Source organism: Bordetella genomosp. 4 (genome assembly GCF_002261185.1).
Lineage (GTDB): Bacteria > Pseudomonadota > Gammaproteobacteria > Burkholderiales > Burkholderiaceae_B > Bordetella_A.
Genome location: NZ_NEVQ01000012.1, coordinates 212,099 through 232,575, shown reverse-complemented (window position 1 = coordinate 232,575; position 20,477 = coordinate 212,099). Strand labels below are relative to the sequence as shown.

20 protein-coding genes are annotated in these 20,477 nt (G+C 60.5%); 6 read left to right on the top strand and 14 right to left on the bottom strand.

Annotation, left to right across the window (positions count from 1 at the left end; all coding sequences use genetic code 11):
* The 8 genes from CAL20_RS08965 to CAL20_RS08930 all read right to left on the bottom strand — a co-directional run bounded on the left by CAL20_RS08965 (position 1) and on the right by CAL20_RS08930 (position 8,563).
* Positions 1–360, bottom strand: coding sequence for an arsenate reductase (locus CAL20_RS08965; protein WP_094820463.1), 360 nt, complete (start codon positions 358–360; stop codon positions 1–3).
* Positions 357–1,166 carry an ABC transporter permease subunit gene (locus CAL20_RS08960; RefSeq protein ID WP_094820462.1) on the bottom strand — a complete coding sequence of 270 codons (810 nt, stop codon included), beginning with the start codon at positions 1,164–1,166 and terminating at the stop codon, positions 357–359. The genes CAL20_RS08965 and CAL20_RS08960 overlap by 4 nt, the downstream gene beginning before the upstream one ends.
* Positions 1,163–2,083 carry an ABC transporter permease subunit gene (locus tag CAL20_RS08955; protein ID WP_094820751.1) on the bottom strand — a complete coding sequence of 307 codons (921 nt, stop codon included), beginning with the start codon at positions 2,081–2,083 and terminating at the stop codon, positions 1,163–1,165. The genes CAL20_RS08960 and CAL20_RS08955 overlap by 4 nt, the downstream gene beginning before the upstream one ends.
* Entirely contained in the window at positions 2,080–3,207 is a 1,128-nt protein-coding gene (locus CAL20_RS08950) for an ABC transporter ATP-binding protein (RefSeq protein WP_094820461.1), read from the bottom strand. Before CAL20_RS08950 ends, CAL20_RS08955 begins: the two co-directional genes overlap by 4 nt.
* Before the next feature lie 5 nt (positions 3,208–3,212).
* Entirely contained in the window at positions 3,213–4,316 is a 1,104-nt protein-coding gene (locus CAL20_RS08945) for a polyamine ABC transporter substrate-binding protein (protein WP_094820750.1), read from the bottom strand.
* Positions 4,317–4,929: 613 nt separating this feature from the next.
* Positions 4,930–5,592: a 3-deoxy-D-manno-octulosonic acid kinase gene (locus CAL20_RS08940; RefSeq protein ID WP_094837805.1), complete on the bottom strand. Its 663-nt coding sequence runs from the start codon at positions 5,590–5,592 to the stop codon at positions 4,930–4,932.
* 61 nt (positions 5,593–5,653) lie between these two features.
* Positions 5,654–6,079, bottom strand: a complete 426-nt coding sequence (locus CAL20_RS08935) for a group II truncated hemoglobin (protein WP_094820460.1) — start codon at positions 6,077–6,079, stop codon at positions 5,654–5,656.
* Between the two features lie 24 nt (positions 6,080–6,103).
* Positions 6,104–8,563, bottom strand: coding sequence for an ABC transporter permease (locus tag CAL20_RS08930; protein ID WP_094820748.1), 2,460 nt, complete (start codon positions 8,561–8,563; stop codon positions 6,104–6,106).
* Between the two features lie 306 nt (positions 8,564–8,869).
* Between CAL20_RS08930 and CAL20_RS08925 the strand changes: the two genes are divergently transcribed.
* From CAL20_RS08925 to CAL20_RS08905, 5 genes are all read left to right on the top strand, one after another.
* Positions 8,870–9,847 (top strand): TRAP transporter substrate-binding protein, encoded by a 978-nt coding sequence (locus tag CAL20_RS08925; RefSeq protein WP_094820459.1) that lies wholly within the window; start codon positions 8,870–8,872, stop codon positions 9,845–9,847.
* Between the two features lie 93 nt (positions 9,848–9,940).
* Positions 9,941–10,441: a TRAP transporter small permease gene (locus CAL20_RS08920; RefSeq protein WP_094820458.1), complete on the top strand. Its 501-nt coding sequence runs from the start codon at positions 9,941–9,943 to the stop codon at positions 10,439–10,441.
* A 41-nt stretch (positions 10,442–10,482) separates the two neighbouring features.
* Complete coding sequence (locus CAL20_RS08915; protein WP_094820457.1) at positions 10,483–11,760, top strand: TRAP transporter large permease; 1,278 nt, start codon at positions 10,483–10,485, stop codon at positions 11,758–11,760.
* A gap of 22 nt (positions 11,761–11,782) precedes the next feature.
* Complete coding sequence (locus CAL20_RS08910; protein WP_094820456.1) at positions 11,783–12,184, top strand: hypothetical protein; 402 nt, start codon at positions 11,783–11,785, stop codon at positions 12,182–12,184.
* 215 nt (positions 12,185–12,399) lie between these two features.
* Positions 12,400–12,840, top strand: a complete 441-nt coding sequence (locus CAL20_RS08905) for a phosphatase PAP2 family protein (RefSeq protein ID WP_141217662.1) — start codon at positions 12,400–12,402, stop codon at positions 12,838–12,840.
* Between the two features lie 14 nt (positions 12,841–12,854).
* Here the strand turns inward: CAL20_RS08905 and CAL20_RS08900 are convergent, their stop codons facing one another.
* The 3 genes from CAL20_RS08900 to CAL20_RS08890 form a co-directional block, all read right to left on the bottom strand.
* On the bottom strand, positions 12,855–13,850 hold the full coding sequence (locus tag CAL20_RS08900; RefSeq protein ID WP_094820454.1) for a 3-hydroxybutyryl-CoA dehydrogenase: 996 nt from the start codon (positions 13,848–13,850) through the stop codon (positions 12,855–12,857).
* On the bottom strand, positions 13,847–14,950 hold the full coding sequence (locus tag CAL20_RS08895; RefSeq protein WP_094820453.1) for an NAD/NADP-dependent octopine/nopaline dehydrogenase family protein: 1,104 nt from the start codon (positions 14,948–14,950) through the stop codon (positions 13,847–13,849). Before CAL20_RS08895 ends, CAL20_RS08900 begins: the two co-directional genes overlap by 4 nt.
* Before the next feature lie 112 nt (positions 14,951–15,062).
* Entirely contained in the window at positions 15,063–16,046 is a 984-nt protein-coding gene (locus CAL20_RS08890; RefSeq protein WP_094837662.1) for a helix-turn-helix domain-containing protein, read from the bottom strand.
* Between the two features lie 133 nt (positions 16,047–16,179).
* Between CAL20_RS08890 and CAL20_RS08885 the strand changes: the two genes are divergently transcribed.
* Entirely contained in the window at positions 16,180–17,610 is a 1,431-nt protein-coding gene (locus CAL20_RS08885) for a spinster family MFS transporter (RefSeq protein WP_094820451.1), read from the top strand.
* Between the two features lie 22 nt (positions 17,611–17,632).
* Here CAL20_RS08885 and CAL20_RS08880 read toward each other — a convergent pair whose 3' ends face one another.
* From CAL20_RS08880 to CAL20_RS08870, 3 genes are all read right to left on the bottom strand, one after another.
* Positions 17,633–18,622: a Bug family tripartite tricarboxylate transporter substrate binding protein gene (locus tag CAL20_RS08880; RefSeq protein ID WP_094820450.1), complete on the bottom strand. Its 990-nt coding sequence runs from the start codon at positions 18,620–18,622 to the stop codon at positions 17,633–17,635.
* A gap of 197 nt (positions 18,623–18,819) precedes the next feature.
* On the bottom strand, positions 18,820–19,635 hold the full coding sequence (locus tag CAL20_RS08875) for an enoyl-CoA hydratase (RefSeq protein ID WP_094820449.1): 816 nt from the start codon (positions 19,633–19,635) through the stop codon (positions 18,820–18,822).
* 82 nt (positions 19,636–19,717) lie between these two features.
* The gene (locus CAL20_RS08870; RefSeq protein WP_254923951.1) at positions 19,718–20,461 is read right to left on the bottom strand and encodes a FadR/GntR family transcriptional regulator; all 744 of its coding nucleotides are present in this window, start codon (positions 20,459–20,461) and stop codon (positions 19,718–19,720) included.
* Between the last annotated feature and the right edge of the window lie 16 nt (positions 20,462–20,477).

The window sequence follows — 20,477 nt, the reverse complement described above, 5'->3', positions numbered from 1 at the left end:
TCAGGCAAAGCGCTCGCCGTAGCGCTTTTCCGAGAACCCGACGGTGACTTCGCCATCGGCAGTCACCGTCACGGGACGGCGCACCAGGGCCGGATACTCGGCGATCAGCTTCGTCCATTCGGCATCGGTCTGCGCGGCCTTGCGCTCGTCAGACAGGGCGCGCCAGGTCATCGAGGTTCGGTTGACCAGCTTTTCCCAGCCGCCGACCTTGCCTGCCCAGGCTTTCAGTGTAGCGGCCGGCACGGGATGATCGCGATAATCGACGAACTCGTGCGCCACACCATGCGCGGACAACCAATCGCGTGCCTTGACGCAAGTGCTGCATTTGTTCAGGCCGTATAGCGTTGTCTGTTGCTTCATTTTGAATCGGATTCCTTACGCTGTTGCAGACGATTGAGCACGATCACGCAGATGCCCACTGCCAGGATAAACAGAGTGGCCAGCGCGTTGACTTCGGGCTTTAGCCCCAACCGTACGCGAGAAAAGACTTCCATAGGCAGGGTCGTCGAACCCGGTCCCGACAGAAACGACGCCAACACGACGTCATCCAGCGAGAGGGTAAACGACAGCAACCAGGCCGCTATCAATGCCGGCGCAATCAACGGCAGCGTAATCCGGAAAAACACCGTCAACGGCGTCGCCCCCAGATCCAGCGCGGCCTCTTCGAGCGAGCGATCCAGGTCGCGGATCCGCGCCTGAAGCACCACCGCCACATACGCTACGCATAACGTGACATGGCCCACCCAGATGGTAAAGGTGCCGTTTTCCGCAGGCCAGCCCAGCAGGCCTCGCATTTCCACAAACATCAACAGCAGCGAAATACCCAGCACCACCTCGGGAATCACCAGAGGCGCGCTGAGCATCCCCAGATACAGGGTAAAACCGCGAAACCGCCCCATGCGCCCGAGCACGTAGCCGGCCCAGGTGCCGATGATGACTGCCGCCGTGGCCGTCAACGCCGCGATCTTGAACGACAGCCACGCCGCGCTCAACAACGCACTATCGTTGAACAACGCGTGATACCAGCGGAACGAAAAGCCGCTCCATGATGTGACCAATGGCGAATCGTTGAACGAAAACACCATCAAGCTGAGAATGGGCACATACAAAAAGAAGTAGCCCAGTCCCAGTGCCAAGCCGCGCGCGGTTTTGTTGGGCCCCTTCATGCCTGCCCCCGCGTTGCCATGTCTTGTTGACGCACCTGGCTGTACTGGAACAAAGCCAGCGGCACGAGCAATAGCAGCACCATGATGCAAGTCACCGCGGATGCCATCGGCCAGTCTGCATTATTGAAGAACTCGTTCCACATCACGCGCCCCATCATCAGGGTATCGGCGCCACCCAGCATCTCCGGAATGACGTATTCCCCCACCGATGGAATGAACACCAGCATGGCGCCAGCGATCACGCCCGGACGCGACAGCGGCACCGTAATGCGCCAGAAGGCCTGCCACGGGCGCGCGCCCAGATCGTAGGCAGCCTCCAGCAAGCGCAAATCCATCTTCACCAGATTGGCATACAAAGGCAGGATAAAGAAAGGCAAATACGCGTAGACCAGGCCTATGTATACCGCCAGATCGGTGCGATAGATTTCCAGAGGACTGGAAATCAGCCCGATACTCATCAGGAATTTATTCAGCAAGCCGTCATTACGCAGAATCCCGACCCAGGCATAGACCCGCAACAACAGCGAAGTCCAGAACGGCAGAATCACGCCCAACAGCAAAAGATTGCGTATCGAGGGCGACGAGCGCGCGATGTAATACGCCATCGGATAGCCGATCAACACGCAGCACACGGTCGTGATCGCCGCCATCTTCAGCGAACTCAGATACGTGTCCAGATACAGGCTGTCGGTGAATAACCGGATATAGCCTGCCAGATGCAGACTGAACTGCACCGCCTCGTCTTTGAACTCAGTCAGCGCCGTGTATGGCGGAATGCCGAACTGCAGCTCGGCAAAGCTGATCTTGAGCACCAGAAAAAACGGCACCAGCAGAAACAGCGCCAGCCAGAGATACGGCGGCACAATCGCCAGCGTGCGTCCTGAGGGCATCAAATCGCGTAGTGCGGGCAGTTTCATGATGCCAGCACCGTCGCGCTGTCGGCGCTCCAACTGACGTAGATCTCCTCGTCAATACCGGGCGCATCGATCTGGGCCAATTGCAGACTGGGCACGCTCGCCTCGACAACTTTGCCCGAGTCCAGACGTATCTGGTACAGCGCATAGCTGCCCATCCAGGCCATATGGCTGACCATGCCGTGAGCCCAGTTATAGTCGCCCTCGGGCTGAGTCCGCGAGACCACCAGCCGCTCCGGCCGGATCGACACGTGAACCTCCATGCCCAGCGGTTCGCTCACCCCATGGCTGACATAGAGCGGGCGCGTCAGCTCCGCACACTCGATCGCGACGTGATCGGGCTCATCCACCACGATCGTGCCGGTCAGCAAATTGGTTGAGCCGATAAAGCCCGCCACAAAGCGCGAATTCGGAAACGCGTAAACATCCTGCGGCGTGCCGCATTGCACGATCTGACCCTCGGTCATGACCGCCAGGCGATGCGCCATGGTCATGGCTTCTTCCTGGTCGTGCGTCACCATGATGCAGGTCACACCGACCTGCTCCAGGATCTTTACCAGCTCGATCTGCGTCTTTTGCCGGATCTGCTTATCCAGCGCGGACATGGGCTCGTCCAGCAGCAAGAGTTTCGGCCGCTTGACCAGACTGCGCGCCAGCGCGACACGTTGCTGTTGCCCGCCTGACAACTGATGCGGCTTGCGGCGCGAATAGCCGGCCATCTGCACCAGATTCAGCGCCTCGAACACGCGATCATGAATTTCCGCGCGGTCCACGCCCTCTTGTTTCAGGCCAAAAGCCACATTGGCCTCGACCGTCATATGAGGAAACAACGCATACGACTGGAACATCATGTTCACCGGCCGCCGATACGGCGGCACACTGGTGATGTCCTCGCCATCCAGCATGATCTGGCCGGAGGTCGCTTCCTCAAAGCCCGCCAGCATGCGCAACAAGGTCGACTTGCCGCAGCCGGAGCTGCCCAGCAAGGCGAAAATCTCATTGCGCTTGACCGCCAGATTGACCGAACGCACGGCGACCACGTCGCCAAAAATCTTGACCAATTCGGAGACCTTGACGAACTCGTCAGGGTCTGCCGAATGTTGTGCCGTGTAACGGCTTTCACTCATGATCGCTATCGTCCGGACTTGAGTTCCGCCCACATGCGAGTCTGCAGGCGCTGGATATTCATCGGCTGGGCCTTGATCACGTACAGTGTCTTGGCAACGTCTGGCGGCGGGTAAATCATCGGATTATCAGCCACATCCTTGACCACGAATTCCCGCGCGGCCTTGTTGGCGTTGGGATAGAACATGGTATTGGTGATGGCCGCATGCACCTTGGGCGTCTCGATATAGTTGATGAAGGCATGAGCCTCATCCACGTGGGGAGCGTCTTTCGGAATCGCCATCACATCAAACCACGCGGGCGCACCGCCCTTGGGGATGAAATAGTTGATTTCGTAGGGTTTCTTGGCGTCTTGTGCACGCTTGCGAGAGATCATCACGTCTCCCGAAAAGCCATACACCATGCACAGATCGCCCACCGCGAGCTCGTCAATATAGCCCGAGGAACTGAATTGGCGAATATAGGGCCGGATTTGCTTCAACAGATCCAGTGCGGCCTTGTAATCGTCGGCGTTTTCGCTGTTGGGATCTTTGCCCAGATACTTGAGCACGGCAGGAAACACCTGCGCCGCCTCATCCAGCATGGAAATACCGCATTCCTTCAGCTTGGCGGCGTTTTCGGGCTTGAACAACATGTCCCAGTTCGCCAGATCGGCGTTCTCGCCCATGATCTGCTTGACCTTGGTGACGTTGTAACCGAGGCCGTTGGTGCCGTATCCCCAGGGAATCACATGCTCGTTACCCGGATCGATCGTAGCGACGAGCGCCATGATGTCGGGATCCAGATTCGACCAGTTGGGGATCTTGGACTTGTCCAGCTTTTGATACAAGCCGCCCTGGATCTGGCGCGAGGCGTAATGCGTCGACGGCACGACCACGTCGTAGCCCGATTTGCCGGTCAGCAGCTTGGCTTGCAGCGTGTCGTTGTTGTCGTAGACATCGTAACGGACCTTGATGCCGGTCTCGCGCTCGAAACCGGGAATCGTGTCCGGGGCCGTGTATTCCGCCCAGTTGTAAACGTTGACGACTTTGTCCTGCGCCCATGCACCGGACGCAGCAGCCGCAGCCAACGCTACCCCTAGCGTCCACTGCATTCCCGCCTTTATCTTCATCGCGAGCCCCTTTTGCTGCATTCTGTGAATGCTAAATTGCTAAAGGGCAAAATGATAAAGCCTTTTTACCGGCGGTTGACTATAGGATCGGGGGGGAATGTCGGTGAATTAGGGGGAAGATTGGTCCAGACAGATGGAGAGTGTCTCTATCGGGCATGACAAGCTAGTTCCAGACAGGCACAAGGTTTCTCTATTTAGACGTCCCTATCGGGGGCCAGAAAGCCTTGCCGGGCCTATCGCACGGACTCGCCCCATGACCAGGGGGCTCGGTCCGCTACGCGGACTAAATCCGTGCTCTACGGCCCGGCAAGGCTTTCTGGCCCCCGACAGGGACTCACAGCAGCAACTGCCCTCGGCTGCTAGCTGACCATCGCCGATGACCACTCAAATGTCACCCACATGCGACGACCGCCCCTGCAGGGAGCATTGTGGAATCCAAAACACTGGAGCCGGGGTCTGCCGTGTAAAGGGCATGCCGACCCGTTGAGGCCGCCGAGCCTGGTGTGTCAGGCGAAGGAAAGTCTGGACGCGCAGGCGTCCAGACCGGCCGAATGGGTCGGCATGCCCTTTACACGGCAGACCCCGGCGGTTTAAGGACCCCAACGCCCCAAAACTACCCGGCACCATCCCCCATGCACCCACGATAAGCCCGATCCACCCGCTCCCACAAAGCCACCCCACGCTCACCGCCCACCTTTTCGAGCGACCGACGCAATCGCAGCAGATTAGCCCGCCGCCGTTGCTCAGACACCCCACCTGCCGTACCTCGATCGAAGTCGATCAACCAAGCCTGCCCCCGAGCATCCAGCAGAATATTGAAAGCATTCAGATCCGCATGCCACACTCCCAACCGATGCATAGCAGCGATAGCCGCAGCCGCGGCATCCCAAACCGGCTCATCCAACAAATGCGCCAACGGACGAACATCCGGAATCCGTTCAACGATGATCGCGGCACGATACGTCAACCCATGGCGCCAGTAACCCGCAGCCAGCGGCGCCGGCACACTGAGCCCCCGCTCCCGCATCATGGCCAGTAACCGATATTCTCGAAAACTGCGCGTGCGAGCCTCACCTTGCCAGAAATACGCATCCCGGCTCACCTTGGCAACCAGCCCGCCCCTGCGGTATCCACGCAAGACTCCTTGCCAGCCGTCGCCCTCGACAAACCAGGCCGCCTGACGCCCGCCGGCATCGACGGGACGGGCCCGATCCCCGTAAAACGCAGGATCAAGCAAACGCGGATCGGGTGCTCCTAAACGAACATCGCACAGCATGGCCCCCACAGGCGCGTCCTGCCAGGCCAGTCTTTGAATCCCGGTTCCGTCCTGATCACACTCAGCCGTCACGGTTGCGCATCCAATCGGCAACGCCGTAAAAAGCCTCCAACAGGCGATCCACCAATTCCGGCGAGAACCCCTCGTCCTGCATGGCCCGTCCCATGCAGGCCAGCCACTGGTCACGCTCAACACGGCCGATAGAAAACGGCAAGTGACGGGCTCGCAAACGGGGATGACCGTAACGCTCTATGTAATAGTTGGGCCCGCCAAAATAACCACAAAGGAACAGAAAAAGCTTGTCACGGGCCGAGTCCAGGCTCGGGCCATGCACGCCTCGCAACACGGCGAAATCGGCCTCCATCTCCATCAGATCGTAAAAACGATCCACCAGCGAGCGGATGGCGGGCTCGCCCCCCAGAGTCTCGAACAGGGTGACCGACGTCTCCAGAGACTCGGTCTTGGGTTGCACACGGGTAGCAGTCATTGCATTTCTCGTAAAACAGGCGAATCAAGCCTCTCGCAGCGTCAGCAAAGGCGGCGTGCGCAACACTCCGCGCAGCGCCATCGCAGCCCCAGCCCAGGCAGCCAGCATACCGACGCCTACGCCGACCAGCCACGGCCAGACACTCAGCGTAATCCGAAAATCGAAAACATAGGTCGATAACGCCCAGGCAATCGTGCTGGCTCCAGCGGCGGCCAGCAGCCCCGCCAGCCCGCCGACCGCCAACACCTCCAGTCGCTGAGCCCGGGCCAACTGATTTCGCGTCGCTCCCAGAGCGCGCAACACCGCAGCCTCGCGAATGCGTTCGTCCCGCGTCGCCGTCAACGCCGCAGCCAGGACCAATACGCCCGCAATCAGCGTAAAGATGAACAACAACTGCACAGCAGTGATGACCTGATCCAGCACGGACTGCAGCTGATTCAGGATCGAGCCCACGTCGAAAACCGTCAAATTGGGAAACTGCCGGAGCAGCTCACGCGGCAACGCGGCCTGGTCGGCCGGCAGATGAAACGACGTAATCCAGCTCTGCGGCAAGCCTTCCAACGCAGCCGGGGACAGCACCGCAAAAAAGTTGACCTGCATAGAGTCCCAATCGACCGCGCGCGTCCCCGACACGGTGACATCGACCTGCTGACCGGCAATATCAAAGGTCAGGACATCGCCCACAGACAAGCGCAGCGTCTGCGCCAGCCCCGACTCCAACGAGACCTCGCGCGCCGCAGGATCGAGCCAGCGGCCCTGTTCGATGCGATTCGCGGCGGGCAGCTGATCGCCATATGACAGATTGAATTCTCGATCTACAAGCCTTTTGGCGCGGGGTTCTTCGTAATCGGCCGGGCCCACCGGGCGGCCATCGACTGCGACCAGACGGCCGCGAATCATCGGCCATAGCGTGGCCTTCTGTATCCCATGCGCCGTCAGAAAATCCTGCACCGGCTGGCGTTGATCCGGCTGAATATTGATCAGAAAGCGGTTAGGCGCATCGGGCGGCAACGTGCGCTGCCAGCCCGCAACCAGGTCCGTGCGCGTCATGGCCAGCAACAAAAGCGCCATCAGCCCAATGGCCAAGGCGCAGACCTGGGTGATCGTCGCAGCACGGCGGCGCACCACCCCAGCGAGCGCGAAACGCAATGCGGGCATCCCAGCGGCCAAGCCGCGCAGCCGTGCCAGCCCCAACACACACAGCCAGGCCACCAACGCAAACGCGCCAAACGCGCCCAGAAAGCCCCCGGCCACCACGCCACCCAGGCGAGCATTGCCAGCAAACCACCAGATCAACAGGGCAAAGCCCACTGCGCCAAAGACATATCCCACAATGCTGCGAGCCCGTATCGTGTCGGCATCGCGGCGCAATACCCGAGCAGGCGGCACGTGACGCAACTGTGCCAGCGATGGCAAAGCGAATCCCAGCAATAACAAGACGCCGGTCACCAGGCCCTGCAAAGCAGGCACGCCCGAGGGCGCCGGCAATTGGGTATCAATGAGGCTGCCCAGGGCCAACACCAGCCCTTGGTGGACCGCGAACCCGATCAGGCACCCCACCGCCGAGGCGGCCAGCCCAACCAGGGTGAATTCCAGCACCAGCATCTGGCTGATCTGCCGCTGCACCGCCCCCAGGCAGCGCATTACCGCGATCCCGTCACGATGCCGCATCATGAACCGCCCGGCAGCCAGAGCGACCGCCACAGCCGAAATCAAGACGGCCAACAGCGCCACCAGCGACAAAAAGCGCTGGGCGCGATCCAAGGTACGCTGAACCTCGGGACGGCCCGATTCCAACGTAGCCAACTTCTGCCCTCGCTGCAAATGCCCGCCCAGCCAACTGGAGTACGCCGCCACTGCGTCAGGTTCGCCGGCCGCCAGCAAGGCATAATCAATCCGGCTGCCCAACGTCACCAACCCGGTCGCAGCCAGATCGTCGGACCGCATCATCACGCGCGGCGCCACGTTCACAAACTGCATTCCCCGGTCGGGTTCATAAGTAATGACGCGCGCCACGCGAAACCGGCTGTCGCCCAGGCCGATGGTATCCCCGACATTGATGCCCAGCAGCGCCAGCAACTGCGCGTCGGCCCACACCGTACCCGGCGCAGGAATATCGCGCGTCGCCGCCCCCTCGGTGTATGGGTCATCAGCGACCCGCAAACTACCGCGCAGGGGGTAGCCCGCCTCGACCGCCTTGAGCGAGACCAATTGCGCTCCGTCGCCTGCACTGGCCATCGACGGAAACTGCAACGTGCGGGATACCTCCAATCCACGGTCGCGCGCGGCCGCGATGAAATCGGCCGGAATGGGCTCGTCTGCATCGAGCAGCAGATCTGCCCCCAGCATCTGGCTGGCATCGCGCTCCAATGCCCGGCCGACCCGGTCCGCCAGGAACCCCACACTGGTCACAGCCGCAACGGCCACAACCAGAGCCAGCACCAGCAAACGCAATTCGCCCGCGCGCGCATCTCGCATCATCATGCGAGCCCCTTGCGCCAACGTGGCCAGAAAACGGCTTCTGCGCGACCCGCGAGACGGCGGCGCAGCATTGCCTGGCGCCGAGTTGGCCTGGCGACGATCCGACGGCGACGCTGCAGACGGTTGCGTATCGCGCGCAGAGCCCGACGGCTGCGCAGAAGTAGGAGAATCAGGGAAATCCATCATTCCGCAATGGTAACCAATCGCCGTTTCAATGGCCGATTGTCAGGTGAATGCCGCTATCATGCCCGCTGGGCGTAACATGCGACCGACAACATTAGAATTCGTTCCCAACTAGGAGAAGACACTATGCGCAAGACTTGGCTTGCTGCCACGATTTTTGCCGCCTGCGCGGTAACCGCCGCGCTACCCGCCGCTGCTCAGAATACGCTGAAAATGGCCTACGCCCTGTCGACCTCGTCCCACTACGGGGCCGGCGCAGATGCCTTTGCCAAGTCCATCGAGGCCTCGACCGGCGGTAAATACAAGGTCCAGCAATTCGCCAATAGCGCCCTGGGCGGCGAACGCGAAGTTATCGAGGGCCTGCAAATCGGCACCATCGATCTGGCCATTGTCTCGACCGGTGCAACCCTGAACTTCGTGCCGGAAACCGGGGTGTTCGACATTCCGTTCCTCTTGCGTGACCTGCAGCACGCCCGCAAGGTCCTGGACAGCCAGATCGGTCAGGACATGCTCGCAAAATTCCCCGACCGCGGCATCATTGCACTGGCATGGGGCGAACAAGGTTTCCGCCACCTGACCAACAACGTCCGCCCCGTGAAAACGCCGGCCGACGCCAAGGGCCTGAAAATCCGCACCACCGAAAACCCCATTCACATCACGGCTTTCCGCGCGATTGGCATTCTGCCCACGCCGATGGCCTGGCCCGAGGTTGCCACCGCCTTGCAACAAGGCACCATCGACGGACAGGAAAACCCGCTGTCGGTCATCACCTCGGCCAAGCTCTCGCAAGTCCAGAAATACCTGTCATTGACCGGCCATGTCTACGGCCCCGCACTGGTGCTGATGTCGCCTAACGTCTATGACAGCCTGTCGGACGAAGACAAAGCCAAATTCAAAGAGGCAGGCAAGCTTTCCGCCCAGGCCATGCGCGACTTCGTCGACAACATCGAGAAAACCGGCGTCGAACAACTGCGCAAGGAAGGCATGCAGGTCACGACTGAGGTCGATCGCACTGCGTTCGCTGCCGCGGTGGAGCCGGCCTATCCCGAGTACTACAAGAAGTTCGACAAAAAGCTGATCGACGCGATCCGCGACACGAAGTAAGCCGATCGGTTCGGCCCGGCCGGGCTGCCCTGGCGGCAACCCGGCCGACTTGTTTTTTTCGTATTCCTCTCACGTCCGCATTTGGATTTCACTATGCGTATGCTCAGTCTCGCCGAACGCGGCCTGTTCAAGGCCGTATCGGTCATCGCACAGATTCTGCTCGTCGCCTCGGCGGCGGCCGCCTTTTATCAAGTCATTGCGCGCTTCATCCTGCAGTCACCTGCCGACTGGAGCGAGGTGCTGACCCGGGCTCTCCTCATCTGGACTGTGCTCCTGGGCATCGCCCTGGCCTTTCGCCAAGGCGCGATGATCAGCGTCGAACTGCTGCACAACCTGCTCAAAGGCCGCAAGCAGCGTTGGCTGGAACACCTCATCGCGATCGTCTGCATCGGATTCCTGGTATTCATCGCCTGGATCGGAGGCCAGATGACGTATCGTGTGCGCTTTCAGAATGTCCCCAGTCTGGACATCCCGATTTCCTGGATTTACCTGGCGATTCCCGTCGGCGCCTCGCTGGCCGCGATCGCGGTATTGGCGCGTTGGATACTCGGCGCCGACGAGCCTGCCCCGGTGCGTAACGACGCCCAAGGCTGACATCCCATTCCTTTAGACGCATAGCATCCAGGCTTTCTGTCATGTCCCAACTAATGATTCTCACGATGCTGATCTTCTTCGGGCTCTCAGTGCCCGTGGCGATCGCCATCGGATTGGCCAGTGTGACTGGCGTATCCATCGCCGGCCTGCCCTGGCTCGTGATCGCGCAACAACTCTACGCTGCGCTGGATAAATACCCTCTCGTCGCCGTGCCTTTCTTTATCCTGGCCGGCAACCTCATGGAGGCCGGCGGCATCTCGGAGCGCATGGTCGAGTTCGCCAAGAGCGTGGTCGGCGGCATTCAAGGCGGCCTGGCCTGCACCTGCGTGCTGACCTGCATGATCTTTGCCGCCGTAGCGGGCTCCAGCGTCGCGACGACCTTTGCAGTAGGCGCGATCCTCATTCCGGCGATGATTCGTCACGGTTATCCCGCGCCCTTTGCCGCCTCGCTGCAGGCCAGCGCGGCCGAACTCGGCGTGATTATTCCGCCGTCGATCCCGATGATTCTGTTTGCGGTATCTACCGATACCTCGACCGGTGAACTGTTCATCGCGGGCGTGGTACCCGGCCTGCTCATCGGCGGCGCCCTGATGCTGTATGTCTGGCTCTACGCCAAACGCAACAACCTGGGCAAACGTGACGGCGAAGGCCGGCTGCCGCTGTGGCCGGCATTCAAACGCGCCTGGCTGGCTCTCTTGATGCCAGTCATTATCCTGGGTGGCATCTACGGCGGTATCTTTACCCCCACCGAGGCCTCCGTCGTCGCGGTGATGTACGCCGTCATCGTTGGCAAGTTCGTCTACGGCAAGCTCAGCTTCCGCACGCTATCCGAGACCCTGCACCGCTCGGTCGTCTCGACCTCGGTGATCATGTTCATCATTGCCAACGCGGGCGTCTTCAGTTTCCTGCTCAACCGTGCCGGCGTGCCCGATGCGTTGGGCGCCTGGCTGGCGCAGCTCTTTCACGACAAGACGACGTTCCTGCTCGGCGTGAATGCCGCCCTGTTCGTGATCGGGATGTTCATCGAAACGTCAGCCTCGGTCGTCGTGCTGGCCCCGTTGCTCCTGCCTGTGGCCATGCAGTTCGGCATCGAACCCGTGCATTTCGGCGTCATCATGGTGGTCAACCTGGCGCTCGGCATGATTACCCCGCCCTTTGGCGTGAATCTGTTTGCAGCTTGCGCCGTGGCCAAGCTGCCGCTCGAACGCATCGTCAAGCCCCTGATTCCGTTCGTACTGGTCGTGATCGCGTGCCTGATGGTGATTACGTATTGGCCAGGCTTGTCGCTGGGGCTGCGTGATTTGGTCTACGCCAAATAAATGTAGTACCGTTTCAGGCGCTATGAACGTCCCTTTCCCCATCCGCCAGGAATGCCCGCCCGGGGCCTGTGTCTGCGACCGCGAGCGATTGCTCGCCACGCCGGATGGGGACATCCGCATTCTGCGGCTCACCCGCGAAGAAGAAAAAAAACTGGTCGCCCGCCTGGAAAACCTGAGCAGCCTGGACGACCTGCGGCACATGCAACAACGCATGCACGCATTGCTGGGCCTCTCGCTGACGGTGACCCCAGGCCCGAACGAAGTCCGCACCGTACGGGGTCTGCAAATCGACATCGCCGATCAACCAGGACTGTGCAACAAGACGCGTCAGACGCTGCCCGCTGCGATACGCCGCGCGCTGGATCGAAATCCCGCCATCGTATATGAGTTGCTGAACTCCTACGATTTGCTGGGCGGCGCCTGACCATAGGCCGACGGTCAACGACCAGACTGCTTCAACGAAAATTCGACGCTCGGCCCACCATACTGGCGGCGCCCTGACATTTTCGCTGAACACTGAACTTGACCACGACCGGCCTATATCCGCTCCCAGCGCTCGAACACTGGAATATCAGAATCTTCGAGTCCCTGCGCGCCGCGCCCGATGCCTCTCACCTTTGCGTATATCTGGGCAAACTCATGACAGAGTTGCCCATCTATCTCGCCATTGCCTTGCTGGCAGTGGTGATCGTGCGCCAGCGCGACTGGCAGCCGGCCATCGCGATCGCCATCGCCCTGGCCTGTACGCGTCTAGTCGAATCCATCGTCAAGCTGTATGCCTATCACCCTCGTCCTTTTGCGGCGGGATTCGGGCCGGCACTGGTCGAGCACGCTGCCAACAACTCCATGCCGAGCTCGCACGCTACATTCATCTGGACAATTGCAGCATCAATGGCGCTATACCGCCGCTGGAAAACTGCCGGTGCGCTGGCCGCTTTCGGGGCAATTGTCGCCTGGGCTCGCATCTACACAGGACTGCATTGGCCGATGGACATGGCAGGGTCCATGGTGGTCTCTGCGTTGGGTGCCTTACTTGGAATGCTGGCACAACGGTCGATTCGCCGTCGTCGCGCCATATAGTGCGATGCCGCGGCCTACGGCGCTTTGGCCCGGGCCGCGCTATCGGCACGCGGCAGCAGATTCATGACCTCCAGGCGTTGCACCAGCTCGCCCAATCGTTTCATTCGATAGGCGTCGATGTCCTGCCCGCCGTAGTCATAGAAGCCCTGCCCATCGCGCAGACCATTGCGTTGCGCTTTCATGTTCCGTTCGATAATAGGCGGCGCCTGAAAACGCGGCCCCAGCTCGCGGTCCAGATAGCGCGACGCATAATAAAGAATATCGTTGCCGCCCCAATCGATGAACTCCAGCAGTCCCAACACGGAAAACCTCAGGCCGAACCCCAGACGCACGGCAGTGTCGATATCCTCGGCGCTCGCCACGCCCTCCTCGACCATGCGGGCTGCCTCATTCATCGCCAATGCCTGGATACGCGGCACGATATAGCCGGCCGAGGGCGCGCAGCGTACTGGCACCTTATGCGCCAGACGCAATAAGCCCTCCAGGGCGGCCACGGCCACGGGGTTGGTGGCAGGCCCCGGGCTCACTTCGACCAGCGGGATAAGATGGGCGGGATTCAGCCAGTGGGCATTGAGAAAGCGCTCGGGGGCAGGAGCATGTTCGGCCAACTCAGTCACCAAGAACGTCGACGTGGTCGAGGCCAGCAAGCCGTCAGCAGCCATTCGTTCACCCAGCCAGGAAAACACCTCCTGTTTGGCATCCAAACGTTCCGGCACAGCCTCGAAAACGGCCGTTGCTGCACGTAGTGCGGAGGCCGCCTCATCCCGAGCGTACAAAATGACTCGCCCCAGCATCTCGTCAATGCGCTCGGCAGCGAGCAATCCCAGACGCACCAGCATATCGAATTCCGCACGTAACGCGCTGCGTGCGCGCTCGAAACAGACATGCTGTTCCTCTGCGTTGCGCAGCTTGGCATCGATCAGCGCCACCGGCACGCCCGCAAACGCGTACGAGACGGCGATCCCAGTGCCCATACGCCCGACCCCTACTATGCCGACACACGCATTCATACTGGGACTCCTTCACGTAACAGCGTACGCATTTGAACAGGCGTCAGCTCCATCAATCCCAAGGACGCCAATGTCCGCCCCTCTGCGTAGAGGTCTCGTCCAATAACGGCCGATGCCACGCTCAACAGCCCTTGCGCAACCGGAGTCGGCACATCGGCCCACCTCCCTACCGACACCAGAAACGACAACCCCAGCCGGGTGTCTTCCAGCATATAGCGATGCGTGTGCAGATCGATATGCTCGCGCCAGTCTCCGCTGTCGGTCAGCTTGCCATGCGCTCCGCGCCCATACATCCACTCATCTCCCGTCGTGGCATAGTGATCGGCCAACGGAAAATGCGGCGAGCCGTAACCGAGCGCTTCGCGCACCGCGACACGTTCTGCGTCGAGCGCGTTCGTCACGCTGCGAATTGCAGGTTGCGTGCCTTCGTTATGGATGTCCCACGACTCAAAATGCTGCAACGGCCCTGCATTCATCAGAATCAAGGGCGGATGAATTACCGGCCCGGCGTTCATCAGCGCGCCGTCCAACGCATCCTGAACCGGCTCAATGCTGGGATAAGCCTCCTTCAATAGTGCCAATGCCTTGCCGGCCAAACGCGCAGGAAACACGCCTGTGGGCAGCCGTGTGGCATACGCACTCACGACTACGCGCTCGCCATGCTTGCGCGCCAGATAGGGCAAAGTGCCCGTTTCCGCAAAGGCCACATCAGCGTGATTGCCGCACTCACGCATCGCGCGGGCAAACAGGTAGCTGCCGAAGGTTCCCGGCGGCAAGAACACGACTTGGCCGTCACGCAACAATGGCGCCAGTCCAGCGGCGAGCGACTCGTGTGTGGTCGCGGGCAAGGGAATCACCAACAGCTGGGCCTCATGCACCGCGTCGGCCAAGGTGTCGCACAATTGAATCTGTCCAGCTTCCGAGCCCAAGGGCACGTCACGCGTTCCCCGATAGTCCGTCACAGTCAATGCTCCGATCTGGCGCAACGCGTCAAATGCCGCGGCGTCACGGCGCCACCATTTCAGTTCGTGCCCGTTGCCGGCCATTTCCGCCGCGGCGGCGTAACAGCCGTGGCCCCCACCGATGACTGCGATACGCATGATGCAAACCCATCAAGAGTTGGAATAGCAATCATGCTATGCGCGCACGCATGGGATCCTCTGCCCGAAAAGCGCAGGCCCTGTTCCGATTCTGCAGCATCGGCAGGTGTGTTTAATTGTTGGCGGTGCGTAATGTCTCGGAGGGCAGGCAACCGTATCTTTTTCGATAGTGGTTGGCAAAATGGCCGAAGCTCATCACCCCGTGACTCACGAGAATGTCGGTCACACTGGTGCCCGGGCCTGCCGCTTGCAATGCGGCATGCACCCTTACCAGGCGCTGATTGCGCATGTAGTCGCTCGGGTTTTGCCCGAGAAAACGCATGAAGCCATTCTGCAAGGTCCGCACCGACACACCACAATGCGACGCCAGCGCACTCAAGGGAATCACCTCATCGGCATGTTGCTCGATATAGTCGCGCGCCTTGCGCACATGAGCTGGTAATGGCTGACGGCGATCCTGTGTCAGCGCCTCACTGTAGTTGTGCGGCAGTTGCATCAGCAACAGCGCCGCAAGGTAATCAGTAAAGCTGCCTGACAGCGTCTGCGACACCCCATGCAGTGCTGGATGGGCGTAAAGCTGGCAAAGATACTCAAACGTCGCCCGCACGGCCGCCACACCCGGATGTTGCGATGGCACATCCACCTCGAACACCAAAGGCTGGCGCAGCGGACGTTGCAGCAAACTCTGCAGATGACGCTCCATCGCCAGCCGGTCGACACGCAAAATCAGGCTGCGACAGTCCTTGTCTATGCTGATCGTGCTGCGCTCGGACGGCGAAGACACCGTCAAGCTGCCGGCCTTCAGCCCGGCGCGCTGTCCACCCAACCGGACTTCGCCACAGCCGCGTAACGTCGCCCGCACCAGATAACAACTGGCGATATCGCCTGCATCTATCTCGACCGCAGCACCGTAATGCAGGTCGTAGAGCGCGGCGTTGCCGAACTGCACGCCATACAACCGCGACGACAGATCCTCGCCCGGCCCCACTCGCATGCGATGCGACCATAAATGATGGCTGACCTGGTCCTTTACCTCAGCCGCGTTGGCCGACTGGAGTAAACAGTAGTGCTGCAACGGATAGCTTTCGTCGAACATGCTTTCTGCGCCAGAGGAACAGTCATTGCGTGCGCGGTATAGCTGCTACCTCCGCAAGGGCCGTAAAACGTTAGGACTGAACAGAATGCCTGGCCAACGATACAGCCATGCCAGCTTCGTATAAGGGGAAACCATGATTGCTGAAGCCCGCGAGACGGTATCGCCGAGTAGGCAGACCTACGAATGGTACGTCGTGTGCATCTGCATGCTAGCCTACATATTCTCGTTCGTCGACAGACAGATTCTGGCCTTGATGATCGAGCCGATCAAACACGACCTGCAGCTCTCCGACACGCAATTCAGCCTGCTGCACGGACTGGCGTTTTCCTTGTTCTATGCGGTGATGGGGATACCGATTGCCGTGCTGGCCGACCGCTACTCGCGGCCACGCATCATCGCTATCGGCGTGGCCTTTTGGAGCCTGGCAACCGCCGCCTGTGGCCTGTCCCGAAATTTTCTGCATATGTTCCTGTGCCGCATTGGTGTAGGCATCGGCGAAGCAGCACTGTCTCCTGCCGCCTACTCGATGATGAGCGACATGTTTCCGCGCGAAAAGCTCGGCCGCGCGGTTGGCGTCTACTCGATCGGGGCCTTCGTCGGCGGCGGGATGGCTTTCCTGATCGGCGGTTATGTGATCGACCTGCTCAAGACGGTCGATAGCGTAGCCGTGCCCTGGGGCACGATGAAGCCGTGGCAACTGACGTTCTTCGTTGTGGGCCTGCCTGGCTTGCTGGTGGCTTTGCTGATCCTGCTGACTGTGCGGGACCCGCAGCGCAAAGGGCTGACGCGCAGCGCTGACGGTCAGGCGGAGCGGCCGGGCATCACGGTGACAATGCGATTTCTAGGCCGGCACCGGGCCACCTTTACCTGCCATTATCTCGGCTTTTCCTTCTACGCGATGATTCTGTTCTGCCTCTTGGGTTGGGCGCCAGCGTATTACATGCGCACCTATGGCATGACGCCGACTGAAGTCGGCTATATGTTGGGTATCGTCGTGCTCATCACCAATACGGCGGGCGTGTTCTGCGGTGGCTGGCTGATGGACTGGCTGGTGCGACGTGGCCGCGAGGATGCACCGATGCGCGCTGGCGTCATCGGCGCCTGTGCGATGGCCGTGCCGGCCATCGTGTTTACCCAGGTCGACAATTTGTATGTCTCGGTGGCCTTGCTGATTCCCGCGATGTTCTTTGCGTCGTTTCCCATGCCGACCTCGACTGCCGCGATGCAGGTGCTGCCGCCGAATCAGTTCCGTGCCCAGATATCGGCGCTATTTCTGCTGGTATCGAATCTGATCGGCCTGGGATTGGGCACTACCCTGGTGGCGCTGCTCACCGATCGCGTCTTTGGCACACCCAGAGCCGTAGGCGACTCGATGGCGGTGTTGATCAGTGTAGCGACGCTGGCATGCATCGTATTGCTGGGCGCAGGCTGTGGTGCGTATCGGCGCAGTCTGGCGCGGGAACGCTCAGCCGCGTCTTCCGATGCCGCCACGGTTGCGGCGGAATCGTCTCGTCGACAAACGCCCGTCCGGCGCGCGACAGCCACGGCGCCCGCACCTGAATGAACGTCAGTGCCGGCCATCCGGCTCAATCGACGCGGATATTCACCGATTGCACGACGCCGGCCCACTTATCCAACTCGCTGCGAATGAATGCGCGCAGCTCCTGCGGCGTACTTTGGGTCGGCACCGCTCCTTCCTTTTCAAAGTGCTGCCGCAACGACGGAGAGGACATTGCCCGATTGACTGCCGCATTCAACGTATCGATCACGGCCTGCGGCGTCCCCTTTGGCGCCAGCAGCGCATTCCAGGTATTGATGTCATAGCCCTTGAATCCTGCCAGCTCTCCCAAGGCCGGCACCTCGGGCAATTGCGGAGAACGTTTCTGCGTCGTGACCGCAAGCGCGACAAGATTATTCGCACGGACCTGCGATATCGCACCAGGCAAAGTCGCAAAACTGAACTGCGCCTCGCCTGTCATGACGGCCGTATTCGCCAGCGCTCCGCCGCGATACGGCACATGCACCAGATCCAGATGGGCCTGCTGGGCAAACATCGCGCCCGCCAAATGCACGGGAGACCCATTGCCGCTGGACGAATAATTCAGTTGACCAGGCTTGGATTTCGCCAGGGCCACCAACTCGTCCACGCTCTTGACCTGCAGTTTCGGATTGGCAATCAGCAATAGCGGAATCGATGCCACCATACCGACCGGCTCGAACCCGTTGATGGGGTCATAACCCAAGGTCCGCTTGTATAAAGCCGGGTTGATTCCGTGGCTGGACACCGTAGCCATGAACAAGGTATAGCCGTCGGGTTTGGAATCCTGCACATACGATGCCGCGATGTTTCCCGCGGCGCCGGGTTTGTTCTCGATGATGATCGATTGTTTTAGCTCTTTACCCAGTTGCTCGCCCAGCACACGAGCCAGAATATCGGTCGTGCCGCCTGCGGCATAACCGACCACAATGCGTATGGGCTGCTGCGGATAGGCTGCCAAGGCCGCAGGCGCATTGCCTGCGACGGCCGTCAGCGTCAATGCCACCGCCGCACACCCTCTGAAGAAATTACGTCTCATGCGTGTCTCCGAATTATTGGTATTGAATCCACCCGGCATGCGACCGTGCACCGGTTCTCTATGCCAGGCTAGCTCGCACTCCATGTCCCTGCAGGGGACTCTGCGCGTGGCGAGCGCACGCGTCCCTGCCAGGCGGTTGCCCGGCATGAATCTCTACTTCAACCGAAACGTCGACGCCGCTGATTCAGCGGCCGTGATCAGGTCCCGGTAAACACCGGCGGCCGCTTCTCGGCAAATGCCTTGCGCCCTTCGCGATAATCGTTGCTTTCAAAGCAGGCCATGACCAGCTCGCGCATCGCCTGCGTATCGACCTCAGGCCCCAGTTGCTGCATCTGGCGTATCATTTTCTTGCCGGCAAACAGAGTCAGGGGCGCATTGGCGGAGATCTGCGACACGTAGTCCTGCACGACCTGATCCAGCTCCGCGGCAGGCGCGATTTGATGCAGCAGTCCTCGGGCATGGGCCTCGCTGGCCGTATAGCGCGCCGCCGTCAGAAAAATTTCCAACGCACGGGCCGGCCCCACCGCCGTCACGAGATTGCGTATCGCCGTCATCCGATAGCCCAGTCCCAGCTTGCCTGCAGGAATGGCAAATGAACTGTCATCCGAGGCAATGCGCAGGTCACAACACAGCGCGATATTCAGTCCGCCCCCAATGCAGTACCCCTTGATGCGCGCAATGGTCGGCTTGTCGTAGTCGTAGAGCGCTAGTTGCGCCGTCTCTGCGACTTTTTCATACGCCAGCACCGCGTCCTCCCCCGAGCGCAAGGTATCGAACTGCGAAATATTGGCGCCGCTGACAAAGGCCCGGTCACCGGCCCCGGTCAACACGACAACGCGTATGGCCGGGTCCTCTGCGAATGCCTGCAATGCCTGCGGAATGGCATCCCACATGGCAAACGAGACCGCATTGTGGCGTCCTGGATCATTAAACGTAATCCATCCGGCAGCCCCACGTTTTTCAACAATGAGATTTTCAGTGATGCGATCTTGCAGAATGCGTTCAGCGCTCATGATGCTTGTATCCTGATCGTGTGAAATCCGTGTGCCGTGACAAAGCCATACCAATGAACCCATGCGGCAAATCGATAAAAGACTATCCTCGTCCCGCTGCCTCTGACTCCGCTGCACAGACGGTGCCTCGCAACAAAGCATGCCGCCGCTGCATGCCATTAGTCAGATGCTCGCGCATCGCAGCGCGTGCGGCATCGCTATCGCGCGCGGCGATAGCGTCAAAAATGCGATGATGCTCGGCCTCGATCTGTGCCACGCGGTCCGTACCGGCGCTGCTATAGCGCAACGTACGAACGGCGTCGCCGATCGCGCGGCCAAACAGCGACAACAACCGGACGAAATACGGATTATTGGTGGCCTGGCATACCGCCATATGAAAATCCAGCGCACGATCGGCGCCATGACGCCAGTCTTCGCCTGCCGCGTCCACGCGCAACAACGCCTGGCGCAATGCTTCCAATTGAGCCTCAGTGCGCTGCTGCGCCGCCAACGCCGCCGCGCCCGCCTCGATTTCCACACGCAATTGGTACACATGCTCGAGGGCATCTGCCTGCAATAGATCCGCCGGCAGAATTTCGAAATTGTGCGGCCCCGGCTCAGCGGCCACAAAACTGCCCACGCCGCGCTTCGTTTCGATATAACCCGACAGTTTCAACCGCGCGATCGCCTCGCGCACCACGTTGCGACTCACGCCGAACAACTGTGACAACTCGAACTCGGTAGGCAACCGCTGACCCGGCTCGAAAGCCTGGCTGATGATTTTCTGACGGATCTGCTGCGCAATCTCATCAGGCAGATTGTCTGGCCGACTCAAATTGTCGAACATTGATTCGGTCGTCGGT